Origin of the sequence: Pseudomonas sp. 8AS (genome assembly GCF_902506505.1) — a bacterium.
Taxonomy (GTDB): Bacteria; Pseudomonadota; Gammaproteobacteria; order Pseudomonadales; family Pseudomonadaceae; genus Aquipseudomonas.
The window spans coordinates 2,062,149-2,084,705 of sequence record NZ_LR733406.1 but is presented as its reverse complement, the minus strand read 5'-3'; the positions used below and the strand labels follow the sequence as shown (position 1 = coordinate 2,084,705).

General features: G+C 65.1%; 19 protein-coding genes and 1 pseudogene. 14 read left to right on the top strand and 6 right to left on the bottom strand.

Features of this window, described 5'->3' with window-relative positions; all coding sequences use genetic code 11:
- Positions 1-3: 3 nt before the first annotated feature.
- From GV001_RS09775 to GV001_RS09755, 5 genes are all read right to left on the bottom strand, one after another.
- On the bottom strand, positions 4-1,437 hold the full coding sequence (locus GV001_RS09775; RefSeq protein ID WP_160079433.1) for an alginate export family protein: 1,434 nt from the start codon (positions 1,435-1,437) through the stop codon (positions 4-6).
- Positions 1,434-2,810: a tetratricopeptide repeat protein gene (locus GV001_RS09770; RefSeq protein WP_160079432.1), complete on the bottom strand. Its 1,377-nt coding sequence runs from the start codon at positions 2,808-2,810 to the stop codon at positions 1,434-1,436. The genes GV001_RS09775 and GV001_RS09770 overlap by 4 nt, the downstream gene beginning before the upstream one ends.
- Positions 2,807-3,961, bottom strand: a complete 1,155-nt coding sequence (locus GV001_RS09765) for a PilZ domain-containing protein (RefSeq protein WP_160083276.1) — start codon at positions 3,959-3,961, stop codon at positions 2,807-2,809. The genes GV001_RS09770 and GV001_RS09765 overlap by 4 nt, the downstream gene beginning before the upstream one ends.
- Positions 3,962-4,039: 78 nt before the next feature.
- Entirely contained in the window at positions 4,040-5,521 is a 1,482-nt protein-coding gene (locus GV001_RS09760) for a glycosyltransferase family 2 protein (RefSeq protein WP_160079431.1), read from the bottom strand.
- A gap of 91 nt (positions 5,522-5,612) precedes the next feature.
- On the bottom strand, positions 5,613-6,923 hold the full coding sequence (locus GV001_RS09755) for a nucleotide sugar dehydrogenase (RefSeq protein ID WP_160079430.1): 1,311 nt from the start codon (positions 6,921-6,923) through the stop codon (positions 5,613-5,615).
- 686 nt (positions 6,924-7,609) lie between these two features.
- Here GV001_RS09755 and GV001_RS09750 point away from each other — a divergent pair.
- Positions 7,610-9,175, top strand: coding sequence for a PAS domain-containing methyl-accepting chemotaxis protein (locus GV001_RS09750; RefSeq protein WP_160079429.1), 1,566 nt, complete (start codon positions 7,610-7,612; stop codon positions 9,173-9,175).
- 186 nt (positions 9,176-9,361) lie between these two features.
- Here the strand turns inward: GV001_RS09750 and GV001_RS09745 are convergent, their stop codons facing one another.
- A complete protein-coding gene (locus GV001_RS09745; RefSeq protein WP_256664894.1) occupies positions 9,362-10,030 on the bottom strand; it encodes an alpha/beta family hydrolase in 669 nt (222 codons plus the stop codon).
- A gap of 42 nt (positions 10,031-10,072) precedes the next feature.
- On the opposite strand from GV001_RS09745, the gene ccoN (GV001_RS09740) reads away from it, so the two are divergent.
- The 13 genes and pseudogenes from ccoN (GV001_RS09740) (at position 10,073) to GV001_RS09685 (ending at position 22,534) form a co-directional block, all read left to right on the top strand.
- Positions 10,073-11,509, top strand: coding sequence for a cytochrome-c oxidase, cbb3-type subunit I (ccoN, locus tag GV001_RS09740; RefSeq protein ID WP_160079428.1), 1,437 nt, complete (start codon positions 10,073-10,075; stop codon positions 11,507-11,509).
- Positions 11,509-12,123: a cytochrome-c oxidase, cbb3-type subunit II gene (gene ccoO / locus GV001_RS09735; RefSeq protein WP_160079427.1), complete on the top strand. Its 615-nt coding sequence runs from the start codon at positions 11,509-11,511 to the stop codon at positions 12,121-12,123. The genes ccoN (GV001_RS09740) and ccoO (GV001_RS09735) overlap by 1 nt, the downstream gene beginning before the upstream one ends.
- 47 nt (positions 12,124-12,170) lie before the next feature.
- Positions 12,171-13,109, top strand: coding sequence for a cytochrome-c oxidase, cbb3-type subunit III (ccoP, locus tag GV001_RS09730; RefSeq protein ID WP_160079426.1), 939 nt, complete (start codon positions 12,171-12,173; stop codon positions 13,107-13,109).
- A 396-nt stretch (positions 13,110-13,505) separates the two neighbouring features.
- Positions 13,506-14,948, top strand: coding sequence for a cytochrome-c oxidase, cbb3-type subunit I (gene ccoN, locus GV001_RS09725; protein WP_160079425.1), 1,443 nt, complete (start codon positions 13,506-13,508; stop codon positions 14,946-14,948).
- Entirely contained in the window at positions 14,948-15,559 is a 612-nt protein-coding gene (ccoO, locus tag GV001_RS09720; RefSeq protein WP_160079424.1) for a cytochrome-c oxidase, cbb3-type subunit II, read from the top strand. Before ccoN (GV001_RS09725) ends, ccoO (GV001_RS09720) begins: the two co-directional genes overlap by 1 nt.
- A 6-nt stretch (positions 15,560-15,565) precedes the next feature.
- Entirely contained in the window at positions 15,566-15,751 is a 186-nt protein-coding gene (locus GV001_RS09715) for a cbb3-type cytochrome c oxidase subunit 3 (protein ID WP_160083272.1), read from the top strand.
- Positions 15,748-16,725 (top strand): cytochrome-c oxidase, cbb3-type subunit III, encoded by a 978-nt coding sequence (gene ccoP / locus GV001_RS09710; RefSeq protein ID WP_160079423.1) that lies wholly within the window; start codon positions 15,748-15,750, stop codon positions 16,723-16,725. Before GV001_RS09715 ends, ccoP (GV001_RS09710) begins: the two co-directional genes overlap by 4 nt.
- 141 nt (positions 16,726-16,866) lie before the next feature.
- A complete protein-coding gene (ccoG, locus tag GV001_RS09705; RefSeq protein ID WP_160079422.1) occupies positions 16,867-18,276 on the top strand; it encodes a cytochrome c oxidase accessory protein CcoG in 1,410 nt (469 codons plus the stop codon).
- 64 nt (positions 18,277-18,340) lie between these two features.
- Positions 18,341-18,616: pseudogene (locus tag GV001_RS20135) on the top strand (DUF2628 domain-containing protein); the annotation flags it as partial.
- Positions 18,617-18,703: 87 nt separating this feature from the next.
- Complete coding sequence (locus GV001_RS20130; RefSeq protein WP_256664991.1) at positions 18,704-19,207, top strand: FixH family protein; 504 nt, start codon at positions 18,704-18,706, stop codon at positions 19,205-19,207.
- 13 nt (positions 19,208-19,220) lie between these two features.
- Complete coding sequence (locus GV001_RS09695; protein ID WP_160079420.1) at positions 19,221-21,635, top strand: heavy metal translocating P-type ATPase; 2,415 nt, start codon at positions 19,221-19,223, stop codon at positions 21,633-21,635.
- 16 nt (positions 21,636-21,651) lie between these two features.
- A complete protein-coding gene (gene ccoS, locus GV001_RS09690) occupies positions 21,652-21,858 on the top strand; it encodes a cbb3-type cytochrome oxidase assembly protein CcoS (protein WP_160079419.1) in 207 nt (68 codons plus the stop codon).
- Positions 21,851-22,534 carry a sulfite exporter TauE/SafE family protein gene (locus GV001_RS09685; RefSeq protein WP_160079418.1) on the top strand — a complete coding sequence of 228 codons (684 nt, stop codon included), beginning with the start codon at positions 21,851-21,853 and terminating at the stop codon, positions 22,532-22,534. Before ccoS ends, GV001_RS09685 begins: the two co-directional genes overlap by 8 nt.
- Positions 22,535-22,557: the final 23 nt, after the last annotated feature.

Here is a 22,557-nt window from a genome sequence, read left to right as displayed (position 1 = left end):
GCCTCAGTAACGCCAGACCACGTCGACAACGGCGCGGTGCATGTTCGAATCGCTGTCGCCGGAAAAGGCGTCGCCCGGCAGGAACAGACCGCCGCGAAAACGCACCAGCGCCGATTTCGCGCCCAGCCATCCCAGCTCGGCGGGCATCTGCCCCTCGTTGAAGTAGCGGGTCAGTACCAGGTCGACTTCCTGGCCCAGATCCTTCTCCCCCGGCTCCAGCGCCGCCTGCAGGCCGCTGGCGCTGTCGGCCTGGTCATCCACCCGCCAGAAGCGGTGATAGACCAGGCTGGCGTCGTAGTCCTTGTTCAGCTGCCAGGCGCCGAACAGGCTGGCCGCCTGCAGGTTGTTCAGCTCGCCGCGATAGGCCTCGCCGAAGCGGTTGATGGTGGAGTTGGTGCCTGTGAAGTTGGCGCGGTTGCTCTGCAGATCGGTCTGCACGAACTGCTCGGAATCGTCGCCATCGCCGCCACCACTGGCGCGCGAATAGGTGGCGCCGAGCCGCCAGTGGTCATCGATGTTCCAGCGCAGGCCGAGATCCAGGGCCCAGGCATCGACGTCCTGATTGCTCTCGCCGGCGGCCCGGCGTACGCCATCGACGCTGCGCGTGCTGAGCACGTCGGCGTCGCCGGTCAGCCAGGTCAGGCTGGCCATGTAGCTCAGCGGCAGGCTGCTGCGGTAGTTGTAGAAGTCGCCATTGGCCTCGATGCCCAGCCAGGTCAACTGACCGCTGTAGGTCTTGCTCAGTTGGTCCACCGCTTCGCCCGGGTTCGGCAGGCTGCCGTTATCGTCGCTGTGGTGGAACTTGAGCCCGGCCCAGTGCCCCGGCCGCCACTGGGTGGAGAGATCGCCAAGCAGGTGCAGGCGATCCTCGTCCTGCGGCGCCAGGTCGTCGAGGTCGGTGCGGTAGTCGCTGAAGCGCTCGGCGATGCCGACATGGGCGTTGAGCAGCGTGGTATCGAAGTTCCAGCGCAGCGCCTCGATATTGCTGTCCCACCAGAGGCCGTCGATGCTGCGGATCTTCTGCCGGCCCAGGCGCAGGGACTCGCCGGGATAGGCGGTCAGGCCGCCGTAGTCGACCCAGAACTCGTGCAGGGCGAGGAAGTTGTCGTCCCGCTCGCGGGCATCGGTGGAGTCGATGGTGTCGGACTCGCTGGTATCGGACTCGATCACATCGCTGGCGACGAACGCCTCGGCCATCAGGTAGGCGCTCCAGTCGCCACGCAGGCCGTAGACCCAGGGCCGCACGCTGAGGCCGACGCCATTGAAGTCGCCGCCATCGCGGGTGCCCAGGTCGCGGTCGTCGAGCGACTGCGCGGTGATCTTCAGGTTGGCCCCGTAGGACAGCCCGGGCTGCGCCTCGGCCGCCAGCAGGAGCGGGCTGCCGAGCAGGCCGGCCGTGCACGCGAAAACGGCGGCGCAACGGTTGGTCGAAGTCATAGCATTCCCTGCATTGGATGGGTCGAATTACGGATGCTCAACTGCTCGCCGCCACGGGCACGCAGCTCGCGGGCCAGCAGGCTCTCCACCTGCGCGTAGTCCTGCGCTTGCAGGCGCGGCGCCAGGCGCTCCTGCAGCGCCTGGCCCTGGGGCGCGCCCTGCTGCTTGGCCAGGGTGGCGAAGGTGTAGGCGTACACCGCATTGATGCGGATGCCCTTGCCGGCGCCGAACAGCTGGGCCAGGGCCACATCGGCACTGGGGTTGCCGCCGCGAGCGGCGATCAGCAGGTGCTCCAGGGCCTTGTCCGGGTCGATGTCGCCCAGCTGCCCTTCGCTGTAGATCTTGCCGAGGAAGAAATGCGCCTTGGGCTCCTGCGGCAAGGCCTGCAGCAGGTACTTCTCGGCGGCCTGGGGATCGCCCGGCAGGATCTGGCCTTTCATGTAGTGCTGGCCCAGGGTCATGGCCGCGCGCGAGGAACCCGCCGCCACGCCCTGCTCCAGGTAGGCCTGGATTTCCGCGGCGCCACCCAGCTCCGGGTAGTTCTGCGTCAGTTCCGCCAGGCTGACCCAGGCGTCGGCATGGACGGGCGCGATCAGCTCGAACAGCTCCCTGGCGGTCTGTGCAGCCGGCTCGCCGTTGGCCGGGGCGGCGAGCACCTTGGCCACCGCCTGCAGACGGTCGGGCAGCACCGCGCCGGCCTGATAACCCTCGCGCAGGCGCACCAGCAGGGCCTCCAGCGCCGCGCTATCGGCCTGCTGCTGGTAGATCGCCGCCAGCTCGGCGTAGCACTCGCTGACCTGGGACAGCCAGGCCTCGCAGGTCTGCCTGATCTGCACCTGGTGCTGGGCGTAGTCGCCACGGGCGCGGTACAGCTGAATCATGCCGAGCTGCGCCTCAGCCAGCCCCTGGGCCTGCCACTGCGCCAGTTCGCGCTCGATCTCGCCGCTGCCGACCTTTTGCGGGTCGCGCAGCTGCACCTGCACCAGCGGCAACAGTGCGCTGCGGTCGCCCTCCTGCAGACCCTGGCGCAGCAGGCGCTCGGCCTCCTGGCGTTGCTCCACGCTCAACTGCGGCTGGCTGGCCAGCCACTTGCCGAGGCGCACCGGCGCCAGTGGCGAGCGCCCCAAAGCGCCGCGATAGAGCGCTACGCCCTGCTCCTGCTGGGCCACCGAGGCGCTGCGCACGAGGATGTCGGCCAGGCCGATTTCGGCGTCGACATAGCCCTGCGCCGCCAGCGCCTGGAAGTTGGCCTGCGCGGTCGCCAGATCGCCGGCGTTTTTCGCCTGCTTGGCCAGCTGCAGGTCGGGCAGGCTCATGCAGCCCGACAGCAGGCCGAGGCCCAGAGTCCCGAGTGCCAGGCTGCGCCGTTTCATTTGCCGGCAGCCAGGCTGTTGCTCGACCACAACCCGCCCAGCGGCTGGATGCGCACATCCACCGGGCGTTTGGCCAGTTCGCTGGCCAGCGGCAGTGCCGGCTCGATCATCACGCGGATGTCCGAGGCCAGGCCGCCGTCCTGCAGTGCCATGCTGCTGATCACGCCGCTGCGCGGCTCGGTCTCGCCACCCACCAGGAAGCTGACCTGGGTGCCCGGCTGCAGCTCGGCAAAGGCCCGATAAGGGAAGCGCGCCTCGACGGTCGCCACGCTGTCGGCCGGAGCCAGGGTGAACACGGCCGTGCCCTTGACCGCCATCTGCCCGTCGCCGACCAGCTGTGCCACCACGCGGCAGTCGCAGGGGCTGGTCAGGGTGCCCTGGAAGCTCTTGCTGAACAGGCGCTCGAGGTTGTCCGGGGTCATTTCCGCCTCCGGCAACGCACCTTTCAGGGCATCCAGCATGGTCGCGGAGAAGGTGGCCACCGGCGCGCCCTTGGCCACCGTGTCGCCGACCTTGACCAGGCTCTGCACCGAGCCTTCACGCGGCATGGCCACCTGCTGCCCGGGCACCATGACCTGGGCCGAGTCGGCATGGGTGACGAAGTAGATGTCATACAGTTGATAAAGCACGTAGCTGCAGGCGCTGACCCCGACCAGGAAGATCGCCAGGCTCAGACCCAGGGCGCGCAGGCGTGCCAGCGGGCTGACCGGGCCGTCGGCCTTGTTGTTGCGCGCCTTGGTGAAGTTCTCGCGCTGCAGGGTGCTGATCAGGTCGCCGACGGTAACCAGCTCGCCGCTGAGGAAACCGCTGATCAGGTAGCGCAGCGCGGAAATTTCGCGCGGTTTGAGGTTGTGGAACTCGCAACCGACGCGCTTGCCGCCCTGCAGCGAGCGCACCTGGAACTCCACGTCCATGGCGAAACCTATCCCCTCGATCTCGAACATCAGCTTGCCGCGCAGGTGCTGGCCTTCGCTGATCAGCCCGGAGTTGGGCTCGAAGCTGAAACCACCAGCCGACAGATCCAGCAGCGGTGCTTCCAGATCCTGGCCCTGCGGGCTGCGGTAGACGATCTTCGCCGGCAGCTTCAGGCGCGCGTACTGGCGCTGGGCTTCCGACTCGTGGACAACATTGCTGTTGCTGCTTGGACTCATCACTGCACTCATGGCTTTTCCCTTTTAAATTAATGAGTTAACTCGGGCATCAAGCGGCCTTCGGCCATCCGTTGCCGATCACACCACCCACATCAAGGCAGCGACGAAAATACTGCCCGCCGAAAAGGTCATGGCCCGCGACGACCAGGTGTTGAACCAGCGCTGGAAGCTGGCCAGGTCGCGATTGAGCTTGGTTTTCTGGCGGGTCCAGGACTGCTGGTCGAGGCGGAAAAACACGTACACCTTCACCAGGGCCCCGACGATCTGGTTGTAATAGAGGATCAACGGGTAGGCCGGCCCGATCTCATGCCCGGAGGCCAGCAACAGCAGGGTCAGCACCAGGCGCGTCAGGCCGATCCACAGCAGGTAGATCAGCAAATAGGCGAAGCCGTACTTGATGCTGGCGATGATCGCCACGCTCGGCCCCAGCAGGCTGGTCCACATCGAGATGCGCTGATCCAGCAGCACCAGGCTGGTGAACCAGCCCAGGCGCGACGGGCCCAGGCCGAGGGCGCGCGAGTTCTGCCGCAGGTTGTTGCCGTACCAGCGGAACATCAGCTTGCGGCTGGCCTTGATGAAGCTCTTCTCCGGCGGGTGCTCGACCGTATTGATCGTCGCGTCCGGCACGTAGAAGGTGTCGTACCCCAGGCGCATCAGGCTGTACCAGCTGGACTTGTCGTCGCCGGTGAGGAACTTGAAGCGGCCCAGGCGCCAGTGCTCCAGGTGGTCGCTTTCCACGTCGGCGATGAAGCCGGGGTTGGTCACCACCTCGGCGCGGAATACCGACATGCGCCCGGTCAGGGTCAGCACGCGCTTGGACAGGGCCATCGAGCACATGTTGATGTGGCGCTGGGCGAAGCGCAGCTTGTGCCACTCGTGCATGATGTAGCCGCCGCGCACTTCGCAGAACTCGTTGGTGGTCAGGCCACCCAGGTTTTCGAACAGGCCGAAGTACGGCACGGTCTTGCGCACCACGCCGGCACTCAGCACGGTGTCGCCATCGACCACGGCCACCACGGCCCGCTCGTCCGGCTGCGCCCGCGAGATGGCGCGGAAGCCCTGGGCCAGGCCGTCACGCTTGCCGGTGCCGGGAATCCGCACGAAAGTCAGCTTGACCCGCTGCGGCGGATTCAGGCGATTCCACAGGTTCTTGACCAGCAGTTCGTCGGACAGCTCGACGATCGAGCAGACCACCGTGCACGGGTAGTCGCAGTTGATCGCCTCCTCGATCACCGAGCGATAGACCTCGGCGGTGGTCAAGGCATCGATGCGGAAACTGGTGACCATCAGGAACACATGCGATGGATCGGCATCCGCCCCCTGCTTGCGCGCCTTGCGCCGGTAGTAGGGGAACACCAGGTAGAGAAAGATCATCCCGCGCACATAGTGGGTGATACCCACCGAATAGCGCCAAATCCCCACTGCACCCAGCAGCAGGAGGAAATCGGTGGATTGCGGATCGAACACGCTGTGCGGCAGCAGTAACGCCATGCCACCCAACGCGCTGAGATAGAAAAGCCAACCCGCGGCAGTGCGCAGGCGCCCCCGAGTATCGTCCATGTAACCAACCCCGTTTGAGTTTCGACTCTGCAACGGGGGCGTTCTTATTCTTGTTGTAACGCCCTGTGCATGTTCAACGCTGCAGCAGTCGCTACCAGCAGAGGCCTTCCTTGACGTCGTCACTGCAGTGGCGCATGAAACCGACCAGGTCGATAAGTTTCTTGCCCGGCGGCAGCTGCTGCACCACGGTCTCGAACAGCTCGTCGCCGTTGCCCAGCACGATCACGTCGGCATCCGCCACGACCTGCTGCAGGTCGGAGCGCAGCAGCGAGGACACATGGGGAATCTTCGACTCGATGTATTCGCGGTTGGCGCCATGCACGCGGGCATATTCGACGTTGCGGTCGAAGATCTTCAGGTCGAAGCCCTTGCCGATCAGCTGCTCGGCCAGCTCCACCAGCGGGCTCTCGCGCAGGTCGTCGGTGCCGGCCTTGAAGCTCAGGCCGAGCAGCGCGATCTTGCGCTTGTCCTGGCTGGCGATCAGGTTGTAGGCGTTGCGCACCTGGGCTTCGTTGCTCGGCATCAGCGAGTTGATCAGCGGCGACTCGACGTCGAGCTGGGTGGCGCGGTAGTTGAGGGCGCGCACGTCCTTGGGCAGGCAGGAACCGCCGAAGGCGAAGCCGGGCTTCATGTAGTACTTGGACAGGTTGAGCTTGTGATCCTGGCAGATCACATCCATCACCTCGCGACCGTCGACGCCGACCGCCTTGGAGATGTTGCCGATCTCGTTGGCGAAGGTGATCTTGGCCGCGTGCCAGACGTTGCAGGTGTACTTGATCATCTCCGCGACCTCGATGGTCTTGCGGATGATCGGGGCGTCCAGCTCGCCGTAGATCGCTTCGAGCAGGTCGCCCGAGGTCTTGTCCAGCTCGCCGATCACGGTCATGGCCGGGAAGTCGTAGTCCTTGATCGCGGTGCTCTCGCGCAGGAACTCCGGGTTGACCGCCACACCGAAGTCCTCACCGGCCTTGAGGCCCGAGTACTTCTCCAGGGTCGGGATGACCACGTTGCGCAGCGTGCCTGGCAGCACGGTGCTGCGTACCACCACGGTGTGGCGGGTGCTTTTTTCCGGGAGAACCCGGCCGATCTGCTGGCAGACTTCCTCGATGTAGGACACATCCAGATCGCCATTGCGCTTGCTCGGCGTCGGCGGGGCGAGGAAGGAGATATCCGTCTCCAATACCGCCTCGCGCATGTCCAGCGTCCCGCGCAGCTTGCCGCTCTTGATGCCCTGCTGCAGCAGCTCCTCGAGCCCCGGCTCGACGATTGGCGCCTTACCGCTGTTGATCAGGTCGATCTTCAGCGCCGAAATATCCACACCGATGATCTGATGCCCCCGGGCCGACAGACAACCGGCACACACAGCTCCTACATAGCCAAGCCCAAAAATGCTGATGCGCATTTGGCGATCTCCTCCTTGCGTTGATCGATGCGGTAGCCACACGGCTGACCCGCCTATCTCGCGAGACCGAAAACAGGTACGACAAAACCCTCGAGTCCCTTCACCAACCAGTCAACTTCTGCCTCATCCAAGGCAGATAAAGTTCAACTTGGCCAGAGCAAAACCAATGCCACACGAAGACACTAAGCTCCTCATATGACAGTTGTTAAGTTATTCCTTTTTAAAACAGTAACCTAGTTACCAAGAGTAACGCGTGACCAGCTTCACAAATGCCATTTTTCTGGCACCAAGATGATGCAAGCGCTCTGGAATGGATCATACAGAAGATGCATTAGAAAGTAACACCAAAAAAACAGGCATTACCCGAGGTAATAATCGCACTGACAGCATATATAAAAACACGCGAATGCCATTTTTCTGACGCCATATATCGAGACAAAAATAGCGCTATATAGGACACTATTAGCCGAGCCGGATAAGTTGCATATCAATCTCCACTGAACATTTCAGCTATTTGCCATTGACTGCATATAAAAACAGCCATGCCAAATAAAAAGTTGGCGCCAAAATATTCTTATCCATCCAGGCAGGTTACAATCGGTTACGAACGCTCGGATCGACCGCTAAATTTTCACCGCTCACGGCCGATCAACTCTGACAAGCCCTCCGCCGAAGAATCGACACGCATGCGAAACAACCAGCCCATCACCCAGCGCGAGCGCACCTTCCCAGCCCAGCAGCGCCTGATCTCCACCACCGATGCCAAAGGTCAGATCACCTACTGCAACCAGGCCTTCATCGAGATCAGCGGCTTCACGCGCGATGAGCTGATCCGGGCGCCGCACAACCTGGTGCGCCACCCGGATGTGCCACCGGCGGTGTTCGAGCACATGTGGACCACCCTGAAGAAGGGCCGCCCGTGGATGGGCATCGTCAAGAACCGCAGCAAGAACGGCGACTATTACTGGGTCAATGCCTACGTGACCCCGATGCTCGAAGGCGGCCAGGTGGTGGGCTACGAGTCGGTGCGGATCAAGCCGACCGCCGAGCAGGTGAGCCGCGCCCAGGCGCTGTACGCGCGGATCAATGCCGGCAAATCGGCGATCCCCAGCCGCGACAGCTGGCTGCCACTGCTGCAGGCCTGGCTGCCATTCATCCTGATCAGTCAGATCGGCTTCCTGATCGGCCACTGGATGGGCTCGACCTGGGGTTTCCTGCTCGCCGCCCTGCTCTCGGTGCCGCTGGGCCTGACCGGCCTGGCCTGGCAGAACCGCGGAATCAAGCGCCTGCTGCGCCTGGCCGAGCAGACCACCTCGGACCCGCTGATCGCGCAGATGTACACCGACAGCCATGGCGCCGAGGCGCGCCTGGAAATGGCCATGCTCAGCCAGGAGGCCCGCCTGAAGACCTGCCTGACCCGCCTGCAGGATACCGCCGAGCGCCTGACCCACCAGGCCCGCCAGGCCGACCAGCTGGCCCACAACAGCTCCGCCGGCCTGGAGCGCCAGCGCGTGGAGACCGAGCAGGTCGCCACCGCGGTCAACGAGATGGCCGCAACGACGCTTGAGGTCGCCAGCAATGTGGCGCGCACCGCCATCGCCACCCAGGAAGCCAATCGCCTGACCGGTGAAGGGCGCAATGTCACCGCGGAAACCCGCGACGCCATCCAGCGCCTGTCGCTGTCGGTGGGCGAAACCGGCGAAACCGTGTCGCGCCTGGCCCAGGACAGCAACGAGATCGGCGGCGTGGTCGATGTGATCAAGGGCATTGCCGACCAGACCAACCTGCTGGCGCTCAATGCCGCCATCGAAGCGGCCCGCGCCGGCGAGATGGGCCGCGGCTTTGCCGTGGTGGCCGACGAGGTGCGCTCGCTGGCCCAGCGCACCGCCGAATCCACCGGGCAGATCCACGCCCTGATCGCCAAGCTGCAGCGCACCGCCGAAGAGGCGGTGATGACCATGGAGATCGGCCGCAAGCAGGCCGACGAAGGCGTCGAACGCGTGCAGCAGGCCGACCAGGCCCTGCTGGGTATCAGCGAAGCCGTGGCTAATATCGCCGACATGGCCAACCAGATTGCCGCCGCCGCCGAGGAACAGAGCGCCGTGGCGGACGAAATCAACCAGAACATCACCACCATCGCCCAGCTGGCCGATCAGACCGCCGGCGAAGCGCAGAACACCGCGAACCTCAGCGAGGCGCTGACCACCACCGCGCAGGACCAGTACTCCCTGGTGGAGCGCTTCAACCGCTGAAGGCTGGTGACGTATAAGAAAGCCGGCTGATGCCGGCTTTTTTTGTGGTGCGGCAACCGCGGAATGCCGATGCGGAATCGGCCCCGACCGAATGCTTTCGCCGCGAAAGAAGCACCGGGCGGTGTCTCTCGCCGATCAAGCCCCCCCATATCAGCCGCCGCGGCATGGCCTCGATGGCCGAGCGACTCAGCGCCGCAGAAACCCGGCCACCGCATCGGCGGCGCTGCACAAGTACTGCTCGTGGCTGAAGCCACTCGCCTTGAGCGGCTTCAGGTCATGATCGCCGGCCGCCAGCCAGTGCAGCTCAACCGCTGCCGACAGGGCATAACCCGCCACCGTGGTCCGCGCGCCCATCGGGTCGCGCTCGCCCTGGACGATCAAGGTCGGCGTGCGCAGGTCGGCTAGGTGGGCGACCCGCGGCTTGTCCTGCTTGCCCACGGCATGGAAGGGATAGCCCAGGCACACCAGCGCGTCGGCGCCCAGCTCGTCGGCCAGCAGACTGGCCATGCGCCCGCCCATGGATTTGCCGCCGATCGCCAGCCGCCCCGGCACCTGCTCGCGCACGGCGGCATAGACCTGGCGCCAGCTCTCCAGCAGCTGCGCCTGGGGATTGGGCGGCCGCTTGCCGCCACCCAGACGCCTCTGCGCCATATAGGGAAATTCGAAGCGCAGCACCGCGATGCCGCGTGCCGCCAACATCCCCGCCATCCCGGCCATGAACGCGCTGTCCATCGGCGCGCCGGCGCCGTGCGCCAGGATCAGATCGACTTGCGACAGCCTGTCACACCCGTCCAGAAGCCACTCACCCACCGCGCATTGACCTCCGTCAATAACTGTCACCGTGCCATTACCCATGCTTGCCCTGCTTTTCATAAACCGTGGATGGAAGCCCAACACATGAACACAACCAGCAGAACCGCCTACAACTACAAGGTGGTCCGCCAGTTCGCCATTATGACGGTGGTTTGGGGCATAGTCGGGATGGGGCTCGGCGTGTTCATCGCCGCGCAACTGGCCTGGCCCGAACTCAACTTCAACCTACCCTGGACCAGCTTTGGCCGCTTGCGACCCCTGCATACCAACGCGGTGATCTTCGCCTTCGGTGGTTGCGCCCTGTTTGCCACCAGCTACTACTCGCTGCAACGTACCTGTCAGACCCGCCTGATCTCGGACAGCCTGGCCGCCTTCACCTTCTGGGGCTGGCAGCTGGTCATCGTGCTCGCGGCGATCAGCCTACCCCTGGGCTGGACCAGCTCCAAGGAATACGCCGAGCTGGAATGGCCGATCGACATCTTGATCACCATTGTCTGGGTCTCCTATGCCGTGGTGTTCTTCGGCACCCTGATGAAGCGCAAGACCAAGCACATCTATGTGGGCAACTGGTTCTTCGGCGGCTTCATCCTGACCGTGGCGATCCTGCACCTGGTCAACAACATGGAGCTGCCGGTCACCCTGACCAAGTCCTACTCGCTGTATGCCGGCGCCACCGACGCCATGGTGCAGTGGTGGTACGGCCACAACGCCGTGGGCTTCTTCCTCACCGCCGGTTTCCTGGGGATGATGTATTACTTCGTGCCCAAGCAGGCCGGGCGTCCGGTGTATTCCTATCGCTTGTCGATCGTGCACTTCTGGGCACTGATCACCCTGTATATCTGGGCCGGTCCGCACCACCTGCACTACACCGCCCTGCCGGACTGGGCCCAGTCGCTCGGCATGGTGATGTCTCTGGTCCTGCTGGCACCCAGCTGGGGCGGCATGATCAACGGCATGATGACCCTCTCGGGCGCCTGGCATAAGCTGCGCTCCGACCCCATCCTGCGCTTCCTGGTGGTGTCCCTGGCCTTCTACGGCATGTCCACCTTCGAAGGCCCGATGATGGCCATCAAGACCGTCAACGCCCTGTCCCACTACACCGACTGGACCATCGGCCACGTACACGCCGGCGCCCTCGGCTGGGTGGCAATGATCTCCATCGGCGCCCTGTACCACCTGATCCCGCGCGTCTTCGGCCGCGAGCAGATGTACAGCATCGGCCTGATCAACGGCCACTTCTGGCTGGCCACCATCGGCACCGTGCTGTACATCGCCTCCATGTGGGTCAACGGCATCACCCAGGGCCTGATGTGGCGCGCGGTCAACGAAGACGGCACCCTCACCTACTCCTTCGTCGAAGCCCTGGAAGCCAGCCACACCGGTTTCGTGGTGCGCGTACTGGGCGGGGCGATCTTCTTCACCGGCATGCTGCTGATGGCCTACAACACCTGGCGCACCGTACGCGCCGTGCAACCGGCCGAATACGACGCGGGCGCGCTGATCACTGAGGGAGCCCACTGATGAGCAGCAAACACGAAATACTCGAGAAGAACGTCGGCCTGCTGGCCCTGTGCATGGTCCTGGCCGTCAGCATCGGCGGCCTGACCCAGATCGTCCCGCTGTTCTTCCAGGACGTGGTCAACGAGCCGGTACAGGGCATGAAGCCCTACACCGCGCTGCAGTTGGAAGGCCGCGACATCTATATCAAGGAAGGCTGCGTCGGCTGCCACTCGCAGATGATCCGTCCGTTCCGCGCCGAAACCGAGCGCTACGGCCACTACTCGGTCGCCGGCGAAAGCGTCTGGGACCACCCGTTCCTGTGGGGCTCCAAGCGCACCGGTCCGGACCTGGCCCGCGTCGGCGGCCGCTACTCCGATGACTGGCACCGTGCGCACCTGTACAACCCGCGCAACGTGGTGCCGGAGTCGAAGATGCCGGCCTACCCCTGGCTGGTCGAGAACAAGCTGGACGGCAAGGACACCGCCGCCAAGCTTGAAGCCATGCGCACCCTCGGCGTGCCTTACAGCGACGCGGATATCGCCGGCGCCGCCGAAGCCGTCAGCGGCAAGACCGAGATGGAGGCGCTGGTCGCCTACCTGCAGGTCCTCGGCACCAGCCTGAAGAACAAGAGGTAAGTCATGGTCATTCACCCCTTCCTGTTTCTGTCACGGAGTACACAGCCATGACCTCTTTCTGGAGTGGCTACATCACCCTGCTCACCCTCGGCAGCCTGGTCGCCCTGCTGTGGCTGGTATTCGCCACCCGCAGCGGCGAGAACAAAGGCACCACCGAGCAGACCATGGGCCATGCCTTCGACGGCATCGAGGAGTATGACAACCCGCTGCCCAAGTGGTGGTTCATGCTGTTCATCGGCACCATCATCTTCGCCGCCGGCTACCTGGCCATCTACCCGGGCCTGGGCAACTGGAAAGGCTGGCTGCCGGGCTACGAGAACGGCTGGACCCAGGTCGGCCAGTGGCAGCGCGAAATGGACAAGGCCGAGCAGCAGTACGGGCCGATCTACGCCAAGTTCGCCGCCATGCCCATCGAAGAGGTAGCCAAGGACCCGCAAGCCGTGAAGATGGGTGGCCGCCTGTTCGCCTCCAACTGCTCGGTCTGCCACGGCTCCGACGCCAAGGGCGCCTACGGCTTCCCCAACCTGACCGACAACGAGTGGCGCTGGGGCGGCACTCCGGCCGACATCAAGCAGACCATCATCGCCGGCCGTCACGGCATGATGCCGGCACAGGCTCCGACCATCGGCGAAGATGGCGTGCGCAATGCCGCTGCCTACGTGCTCACCGAACTGGCCGGGCGCAAGCTGCCGGAAGGCGTGAGCGCCGACATCGAAGCCGGTCGCAAGATCTTCTCCAGCACCTGCTTCGCCTGCCACGGCGCGGACGGCAAGGGCACCCCGAGCATGGGCGCACCCAACCTGACCAAGCCGAGCGCCTTCATCTACGGCAGCAGCTACGCGCAGCTGCAGCAGACCATCCGCTACGGCCGCAACGGCAACATGCCGGCGCAGCTGCAGTACGTGGGCAGCGAAGACAAGGTGCACCTGCTGGCCGCCTACGTGTACAGCCTGTCCGCCCAGGTCGAGAAAACCGCGGCCAAGTAAGCCCGCACCAACGCGCGACGTCGCCCGACGCCGCCGCACAGGCAAACGACACATCCCGCCAAAACCACCTGCCGCGCCCGCGGCAGGTGGCATTTCTCCGTGCGACCGAGCGTCGCACCCCTCCGACCAGCAGCACACCCTGTCGTTTGACATGGACTAAGCTGCTGACAGTCGCACGCAGTAACAATTACAAGCGATTCCCTCTTCCGCGCAGCGCCCCTAAAGGTGCGAAAGCTTCGCAACTGCGGTGTTCTTTGCCCCCCGCCAAGGCCCGGCAAAAGCCGCTAAAACCTTGATCGCACAGGCATGTAGCGTTGCAATGGGTACCTCATTTCTCCATACTTGCCGCCGTTTTTTACCCCCCAAAAAACCTCCATTAACCGTGGAACCCCTAGCATGAGCACAGCAATCAGTCAGACTGCTTACAACTACAAGGTGGTCCGCCAGTTCGCCGTCATGACGGTGATCTGGGGCGTCATCGGGATGAGTCTAGGCGTGTTCATTGCCGCACAACTCGTGTGGCCAGAACTCAACCTGAACCTCCCCTGGACCAGCTTCGGACGCCTGCGTCCGCTGCACACCAACGCAGTCATCTTCGCCTTCGGTGGTTGCGCGCTGTTCGCCACCTCCTACTACGTGGTGCAGCGTACCTGCCAGGCCCGCCTGGTCTCCGACGGTCTGGCCGCCTTCACCTTCTGGGGTTGGCAAGCCGTGATCGTGCTGGCCGTGATCACCCTGCCGCTGGGTTACACCAGCTCCAAGGAATACGCCGAGCTGGAATGGCCGATCGACATCCTGCTGGGTCTCGTCTGGGTCACCTATGCCGTGGTGTTCTTCGGCACCGTGATGAAGCGCAAGAGCAAGCACATCTATGTGGGCAACTGGTTCTTCGGTGCCTTCATCCTGGTGACCGCCATGCTGCACATCATCAACAGCATGGAAATGCCGGTCAGCCTGTTCAAGTCGTACTCGCTGTACGCCGGCGCGACCGATGCCATGGTGCAATGGTGGTACGGCCACAACGCCGTGGGCTTCTTCCTGACCACCGGTTTCCTGGGCATGATGTACTACTTCGTACCCAAGCAGGCCGGCCGCCCGATCTACTCGTACCGCCTGTCGATCGTGCACTTCTGGGCGCTGATCACCCTGTATATCTGGGCCGGTCCGCACCACCTGCACTACACCGCCCTGCCGGACTGGGCGCAGTCCCTGGGCATGGCCATGTCCCTGATTCTGCTGGCTCCGAGCTGGGGCGGCATGATCAACGGCATGATGAGCCTGTCGGGCGCCTGGCATAAGCTGCGCAGCGACCCCATCCTGCGCTTCCTGGTGGTGTCCCTGGCCTTCTACGGCATGTCCACCTTCGAAGGCCCGATGATGGCCATCAAGACCGTCAACGCCCTGTCCCACTACACCGACTGGACCATCGGCCACGTGCACGCTGGCGCCCTCGGCTGGGTGGCAATGATCTCCATCGGCTCGCTGTACCACCTGATCCCGAAAGTCTTCGGTCGCGAGCAGATGCACAGCGTCGGTCTGATCAACGCCCACTTCTGGCTGGCCACCATCGGTACCGTGCTGTACATCGCCTCCATGTGGGTCAACGGCATCACCCAGGGTCTGATGTGGCGTGCAGTCAACGAAGACGGCACCCTCACCTACTCCTTCGTTGAAGCCCTCGAAGCCAGCCATCCCGGTTTCCTGGTCCGCGCTATCGGCGGTGCCTTCTTCGTCGCCGGCATGCTGCTGATGGCCTACAACACCTACCGCACCGTGCGCGCGGCCAAACCGGCTGAATACGAAGCCGCCGCCCGCATCCCTGCCGAGGTCGCTCACTGATGAAAAGCCACGAAATAGTCGAGAAGAACATCGGCCTGCTGGCTCTGTTCATGGTCATCGCCGTCAGCATCGGCGGCCTGACCCAGATCGTCCCGCTGTTCTTCCAGGATGTCACCAACACCCCGGTCGAGGGCATGAAGCCGCGTACCGCTCTGGAACTCGAAGGTCGCGACATCTATATCCGCGAAGGCTGCGTCGGCTGCCACTCGCAGATGATCCGTCCGTTCCGTGCCGAAACCGAGCGCTACGGCCACTACTCGGTCGCCGGCGAAAGCGTCTGGGATCACCCGTTCCTGTGGGGTTCCAAGCGTACCGGCCCGGACCTGGCCCGCGTCGGCGGCCGCTACTCCGATGAGTGGCACCGCGCGCACCTGTACAACCCGCGCAACGTGGTGCCGGAGTCGAAGATGCCGGCTTACCCATGGCTGGTCGAGAACAAGCTGGATGGCAAGGACACCGCCACCAAGCTCGAAGCCCTGCGCTCCATGGGCGTGCCCTACACCGACGCCGACATCGCCGGTGCGGCAGAAGCAGTCAAAGGCAAGACCGAGATGGAGGCGCTGGTCGCCTACCTGCAAGGTCTGGGCACCTCAATCAAGAACAAACGGTAACGCATGATGGATATCGGGACGCTTCGCGGTATTGGCACCGCCGTGGTTTTCATCGCTTTCATTGGCGTGGTGCTCTGGGCTTACAGCAGCAGACGCAAGGACAGCTTCGACGAAGCCGCCAACCTGCCCTTCGCCGACGACGCCCCCGCCAAAAAGCGTGACGAACAAGCTTCTGGGAGCAATAAAGAATGACTACCTTCTGGAGTCTGTACATCACCGTGCTGAGCCTGGGCACCATCGTCGCCCTTACCGTGCTGATCTTCAGCGTGCGTAAGGGGCAACGCCAGGAAGCCACGGAAGAAACCCTCGGCCACGAGTTCGACGGCATCGCCGAATACGACAACCCGTTGCCGAAGTGGTGGTTCATGCTGTTCATCGGCACCATCGTCTTCGCCCTCGGCTACCTGGTGCTCTACCCGGGCCTGGGTACCTGGAAAGGCCTGCTGCCGGGCTACAACGAAGTGGGCGACGGCAAGCCGTTCGCCAACGGCGAGCCAGGCTGGACCGGCGTGCACCAGTGGGAAAAGGAGATGCTGCGCGCTGACAAGCAGTACGCGCCGATCTACGCCCAGTACGCCAAGATGCCGATCGAGGAAGTGGCCAAGGACGAGAAAGCCCTGAAGATGGGCGGCCGCCTGTTCGCCTCCAACTGCTCGGTCTGCCACGGCTCCGACGCCAAGGGCGCCTACGGCTTCCCCAACCTGACCGACAACGAGTGGCGCTGGGGTGGCGCTCCGGCCGACATCAAGCAGACCATCATCGCCGGCCGTCACGGCATGATGCCGGCACAGGCTCCGACCATCGGCGAAGAGGGCGTGCGCAATGCCGCTGCCTACGTACTCACCGAACTGGCCGGGCGCAAGCTGCCGGAAGGCGTGAGCGCCGACATCGAAGCCGGTCGCAAGATCTTCTCCAGCACCTGCTTCGCCTGCCACGGCGCGGACGGCAAGGGCACCCCGAGCATGGGCGCACCCAACCTGACCAAGCCGAGCGCCTTCATCTACGGCAGCAGCTACGCGCAGCTGCAGCAGACCATCCGCTACGGCCGCAACGGCAACATGCCGGCGCAGCTGCAGTACGTGGGTAGCGAAGACAAGGTGCACCTGCTGGCCGCTTACGTGTACAGCCTGTCGCACGGCGCAAAGCCGGAAACAGTCGAGAAGTAAACCGCCACTTGTCCGGGTGCGCGACCCAAGGTCGCACCCGGACAAAGCTCGTTTCGGCGTACTATATAGGCATGCGTGACGCCCTGACTCCAGTCGGCAGGTACTGACCGGAGCAATCACCTACCGCCGTGGTACGAGCCGATGAGCGAACAAATTCCCGTCAAGAATCTCACCCCGCAACATGCCAAAGGCAGCGTCGACCTGTACGCCAGCCGCGAGAAGATCTACACCCGTGCCTTTACCGGCCTGTTCCGCAACCTGCGCGTAGGTGGCGGCGCCCTCCTCTTCATCCTCTATTTCGGTACCGCCTGGCTCAGCTGGAATGATCGGCAAGCCGTCTGGTGGGATCTCCCCGAGCGCAAGTTCTACATCTTCGGCGCCACCTTCTGGCCGCAGGACTTCGCCCTGCTGTCCTGGCTGCTGATCATCTGCGCCTTCGGCCTGTTCTTCATCACCGTGTTCGCCGGGCGCGTTTGGTGTGGCTACACCTGCCCGCAGAGCGTGTGGACCTGGGTCTTCATGTGGTGCGAGAAAGTCACCGAAGGCGACCGCAACCAGCGCATGAAGCTGGACAAGCAGCCCATGAGCGGCCAGAAGTTCCTGCGCAAGGCCGCCAAGCACTCGCTATGGATTCTGATCGGCCTGGTCACCGGCCTGACCTTCGTCGGCTACTTCTCGCCGATCCGCGACCTGGTGCCGGGCCTGCTCGCCGGCAGCGCCGACGGCTGGGCCTATTTCTGGGTCGGTTTCTTCACCCTGGCCACCTACGGCAACGCCGGCTGGCTGCGCGAGCAGGTGTGCATCTACATGTGCCCCTATGCGCGCTTCCAGAGCGTGATGTTCGACAAGGACACCCTGATCGTCTCCTACGACCCGCGCCGTGGCGAAACCCGTGGCCCGCGCAAGAAAACCGCCGACTACAAGGCCGAAGGCCTCGGCGACTGCATCGACTGCACCCTGTGCGTGCAGGTCTGCCCGACCGGCATCGACATCCGTGACGGCCTGCAGATCGAGTGCATCGGTTGCGCCGCCTGCGTCGACGCCTGCGACAGCATCATGGAGAAGATGAACTACCCGAAAGGGCTGATCAGCTACACCACCGAGCACAACCTGTCCGGCCAGCAGACCCACCTGCTGCGCCCGCGCCTGATCGGCTACGCCATCGCCCTGATCGCGATGATCGGCCTGTTCGGCTGGACCGTCGCCCACCGCTCGCTGGTCGAACTCGACGTGCTCAAGGACCGCGTACTGTTCCGCGAGAACGAACAGGGCTTCATCGAGAACGTCTACACCCTCAAGCTGATGAACAAGGCCCAGCGCGACCTGACCTTCATGGTCAGCGCCGAAGGCCTCGACGGCCTGGTCTACGAAGGCAAGCGCGAACTCAAGGCCGCCGAAGGCGAGGTACTCTCGGTGCCGGTGGAGCTGTCCATCCCGCCGGAAAAACTGCCGTCGAGCACCAACGAGATCCGCTTCAAGATCCAGGCGGTCGAAGACCCGACCATCCAGAGCGACTCTGTCAGCCGCTTTATCGGCCCCAGCGTCAGGTAACCGTTGAACCCTGCCGGCCCGCTCAAGCGGACCGGCAGGCGATCCCCACTCAGTAAGGCAGTCGATGAAGAGCTTTGACGTTTTCCACCACCCCGCCCACGGCCTAGAGGCCGTCAAGACGGGCTTCTCCTGGCCGGGCCTGTGCTTTGGCCTGATCTGGGCGCTATACAAGCAGCTCTGGTGGCTGGCGTTGGGGCTGTTGCTGCTGACTCCGTTACTGGTGCTGCTGGTTTTCCAGCTGCCGGACAGCCTGGCGCAGACCAAGCCCCTGCTGATCGCCGCCGTGCAGCTGCCGCTGTTCTGCCTGGTCGGATTCAAGGGCAACCAGTGGCAGGCAGCCAACCTGCAACGCCGCGGCTTCGCCCTGCTGCGCCGCCTGCAGGCCGCATCGCCGGAAAATGCGGTACTTGCCATCGCCCCGAGCGAACTGCCGCCAACCCAGCCCTACCACAGCGTCTGGTACAAGCAGTTCTGGCCCTGGTTCATCCTCGGCATTCTCGGCATGTCCATCACCCTCGGCACCACCATGCTGGTGATCGCGACCAAGAACCCGCCGGGCCTGATCGCCGACAACTATTACGACGTCGGCAAGGGCATCAACACCTCGCTGGAGCGCGAGAACCTGGCCAGCCGCCTCAAGCTCAAGGCCAGCCTAGTGCTGGACAACGACAAGGGCACCGCCAACCTGCAACTGCAGGGCTACAGCAACCCGCCGCAGCTGGTGCTCAACCTGATCTCGCCGACCCAGCCCGAGCGCGATCGCCGGGTGATCCTGCAACTGCAGGGCGACGGCAGCTACTTCGGGCAGATGCCGGACCTGGTCGAAGGCCGTCGTTTCGTCGAGCTGATCGGCCAGGAAGGCGGCCAGGACTGGCGCCTGTTCGAGGAAGAACAATTGGCCAGCGGCCAGTCGGTCCGGCTCGGCGAGTGACCGATCCGCGCCCATGAGCAGTCCCCTCCCCTGTTATCACTGTGGCTTGCCGGTTCCCGCCGGCAGCCGCTTCGAGGCCCGTGTACTCGGCGAGACGCGGGCCTTGTGCTGTCCGGGCTGCCAGGCGGTGGCCGAGGCCATCGTCGCCGGCGGCCTGGAAAACTACTACCGCCACCGCAGCGACAGTGCGATCAACCCGCAGGCCCTGCCCAAGGCCCTCAGCGACGAGCTGGAGCTGTACGACCGCAGCGAAGTGCAGCAGCCCTTCGTCCAGCACCAGGGTGAACTCAGCGAAACCGTGCTGCTGATCGAGGGCATCAGCTGTGCGGCCTGCGGCTGGCTGATCGAGAAACACCTGCGCACCCTGCATGGCGTCGCCGAGGCCAGCCTCAACCTGTCCAACCAGCGCCTGCAGGTACGCTGGGCCGACAGCCAGCTGCCGCTCAGCCAGCTGCTCAAGGAACTGCGCAAGATCGGCTACGCCGGCCACCCCTGGCAGGCCGACGCCGCCAGCGCGCGCCTGGCCGAGGAAAACCGCAAGGCGCTGCGCCAGATCGGCGTCGCCGGCCTGCTGTGGATGCAGGTGATGATGGCGGCGATGGCCACCTGGCCGGAGTTCAACATCGACCTGTCCCCCGAGCTGGACAAGATCCTGCGCTGGACCAGCCTGTTCCTCACCACGCCCATCGTCTTCTACTGCTGCGGCCAGTTCTTCCGCGGCGCCCTGCGCGACCTGCGCACCCGCCACCTGACCATGGACGTGTCGGTGTCGCTGGCCATCGGCGGCGCCTACGCGGCCGGCATCTGGTCCACCGTCACCGGCATCGGCGAGCTGTACTTCGATGCGGTCGGCATGTTCGCCCTGTTCCTGCTGGCCGGCCGCTACCTGGAACGGCGCGCCCGCGAGCGCACGGCGGCGGCCACCGCGCAGCTGGTCAACCTGTTGCCGGCCTCCTGCCTGCGCCTGGATCAGGCCGGCCAGAGCCAGCGCATCCTGCTGCGCGAACTGCGCGTCGGCGACCGCGTGCTGGTGCCGCCCGGCGGCCTGCTGCCGGCGGACGGCCGCATCCACAGCGGCCAGTCCAGCGTCGACGAGTCGCTGCTCACTGGCGAGTACCTGCCGCTACCCCGCGCGGAAGGCGACTCCGTGACCGCCGGCACCCTCAACGTGGAGAGTCCGCTGACTGTCGAAGTCCAGGCCCTCGGCGCCGATACCCGGCTGTCCGCCATCGTCCGCCTGCTAGAGCGCGCCCAGGCCGACAAGCCGCTCATCGCCGAACTGGCCGACCGGGTGGCACAGTGGTTCCTGCTGATCGTGCTCGGCGTGGCGGCCGTGGTCGGCCTGGTCTGGTGGCAGATAGACCCGCAGCGTGCGTTCTGGATCGTCCTCGCGCTGCTGGTCGCCACCTGCCCCTGCGCCCTCTCCCTGGCCACCCCGACCGCGCTGACCACCGCCACCGGCAGCCTGCACAAGCTCGGCCTGCTGCTCACCCGCGGCCATGTGCTGGAGGGGCTGAAGCAGATCGACACGGTGATCTTCGACAAGACCGGCACCCTCACCGAGGGCCGCCTAACCCTGGACCGCATCCTCACCCTGCGCGAGTTCGACAGCGACGCCTGCCTGGCGCTGGCCGCCGCCCTCGAACACGGCTCCGAACACCCCATCGCCCGCGCCTTCGGCCACAGCCAGCAAGGCGCCGAGCAGCTGCGCAGCGAACCCGGCCAGGGCCTGGAAGGTGTGGTCGACGGCCGCCGCCTGCGCATCGGCCAGCCCGCCTACGTGGCCGCGCTGGCGGCGCGCGGCGCCCCACCGATTCCCGGCGAGCACGGCCAGTGGCTGCTGCTCGGCGATGAGCGCGGGCCGCTGGCCTGGTTCGTCCTCGACGATCGCCTGCGCGCCGATGCCGCGCAGCTGCTCGCCGCCTGCCGCGCCCAGCACTGGAATATCATCCTGCTGTCCGGCGACAGCTCACCGATGGTCGGCGAAGTGGCGCGCCAGCTGGGCATCGACGACGCCCGCGGCGGCCTGACCCCGGATGCCAAGCTGGCCGTATTGCAGCAGCTGCACCAGGACGGCCACCGCGTGCTGATGCTCGGCGACGGGGTCAACGACGTGCCGGTGCTGGCCGGCGCCGACATCAGCGTGGCCATGGGCAGCGCCACCGACCTGGCCAAGACCAGCGCCGATGCCGTGCTGCTGTCCAATCGCCTGGGCAGCCTGGTGCAGGCCTTCGCCATGGCCCGCCGCACGCGGCGCATCATCGTCGAGAACCTGGCCTGGGCCAGCCTGTACAATGGCCTGGTACTGCCGTTCGCCGCCGCAGGCTGGGTCACTCCGCTATGGGCCGCCTTCGGCATGTCGGTCAGCTCGCTGCTGGTGGTACTCAACGCCCTGCGTCTGACCCGCACCCCGGCGACTCGCCCCTAAACCCATCGGAGCCCCCATGTCCGCGCTGTATATCCTGATTCCGGTTGCCGTGGCCCTGGTCGGTTTCGCCATCTGGCTGTTCGTCTGGGCCGTGGACAACGGCCAGTACGACGACCTCGACAGCCCGGCGCACAGCATCCTGTTCGACGACGAAGACCCGCAGCACAAGGCCGGCATCGCCGAGGCCGACAAACCGGCGGCGCAGGACGAACCCCGTGCCTGAACTGGCGCCACTGCTGGTTTCCGCGCTGATCCTCGGCCTGCTCGGCGGCGGCCACTGCCTGGGCATGTGCGGCGGCCTGATGGGCGCCCTGACCCTGGCCATTCCCGCCGAGCAGCGCGGCCGGCGCCTGCGCCTGCTGCTGGCCTACAACCTCGGCCGCATCCTCAGCTACGCGGCTGCCGGCGTGCTGATCGGCCTGGCCGGCTGGGCCGTGGCCAGCAGCCCGGCGGCCATGGTCCTGCGGGTCATCGCCGCCCTGCTGCTGATCGCCATGGGCCTGTACCTGGCCGGCTGGTGGAGCGGCCTGACCCGCATCGAAGGCCTCGGCCGCCATCTCTGGCGCCATCTGCAGCCGATCGCCAGCCGCCTGATGCCGATCAGCAGCGTGCCGCGCGCCCTGCTGCTCGGCGCAATCTGGGGCTGGCTGCCCTGCGGCCTGGTCTACAGCACCCTGCTGTGGGCGGCCAGCCAGGGCTCGGCCCTGGACAGCGGCCTGCTAATGCTGGCCTTCGGCCTCGGCACCTGGCCGGTGCTGCTGGCCACCGGCATGGCCGCCGAACGCCTGACCGCCCTGCTGCGCCGGCGCGGCGTGCGCATGGCCGGCGGCCTGCTGGTCATCCTGTTCGGCCTGTGGACCCTGCCCGGCCCCCACCAGCACTGGCTGATGGGGCACTGAGCAGCGTTACACAGCGCACAGTT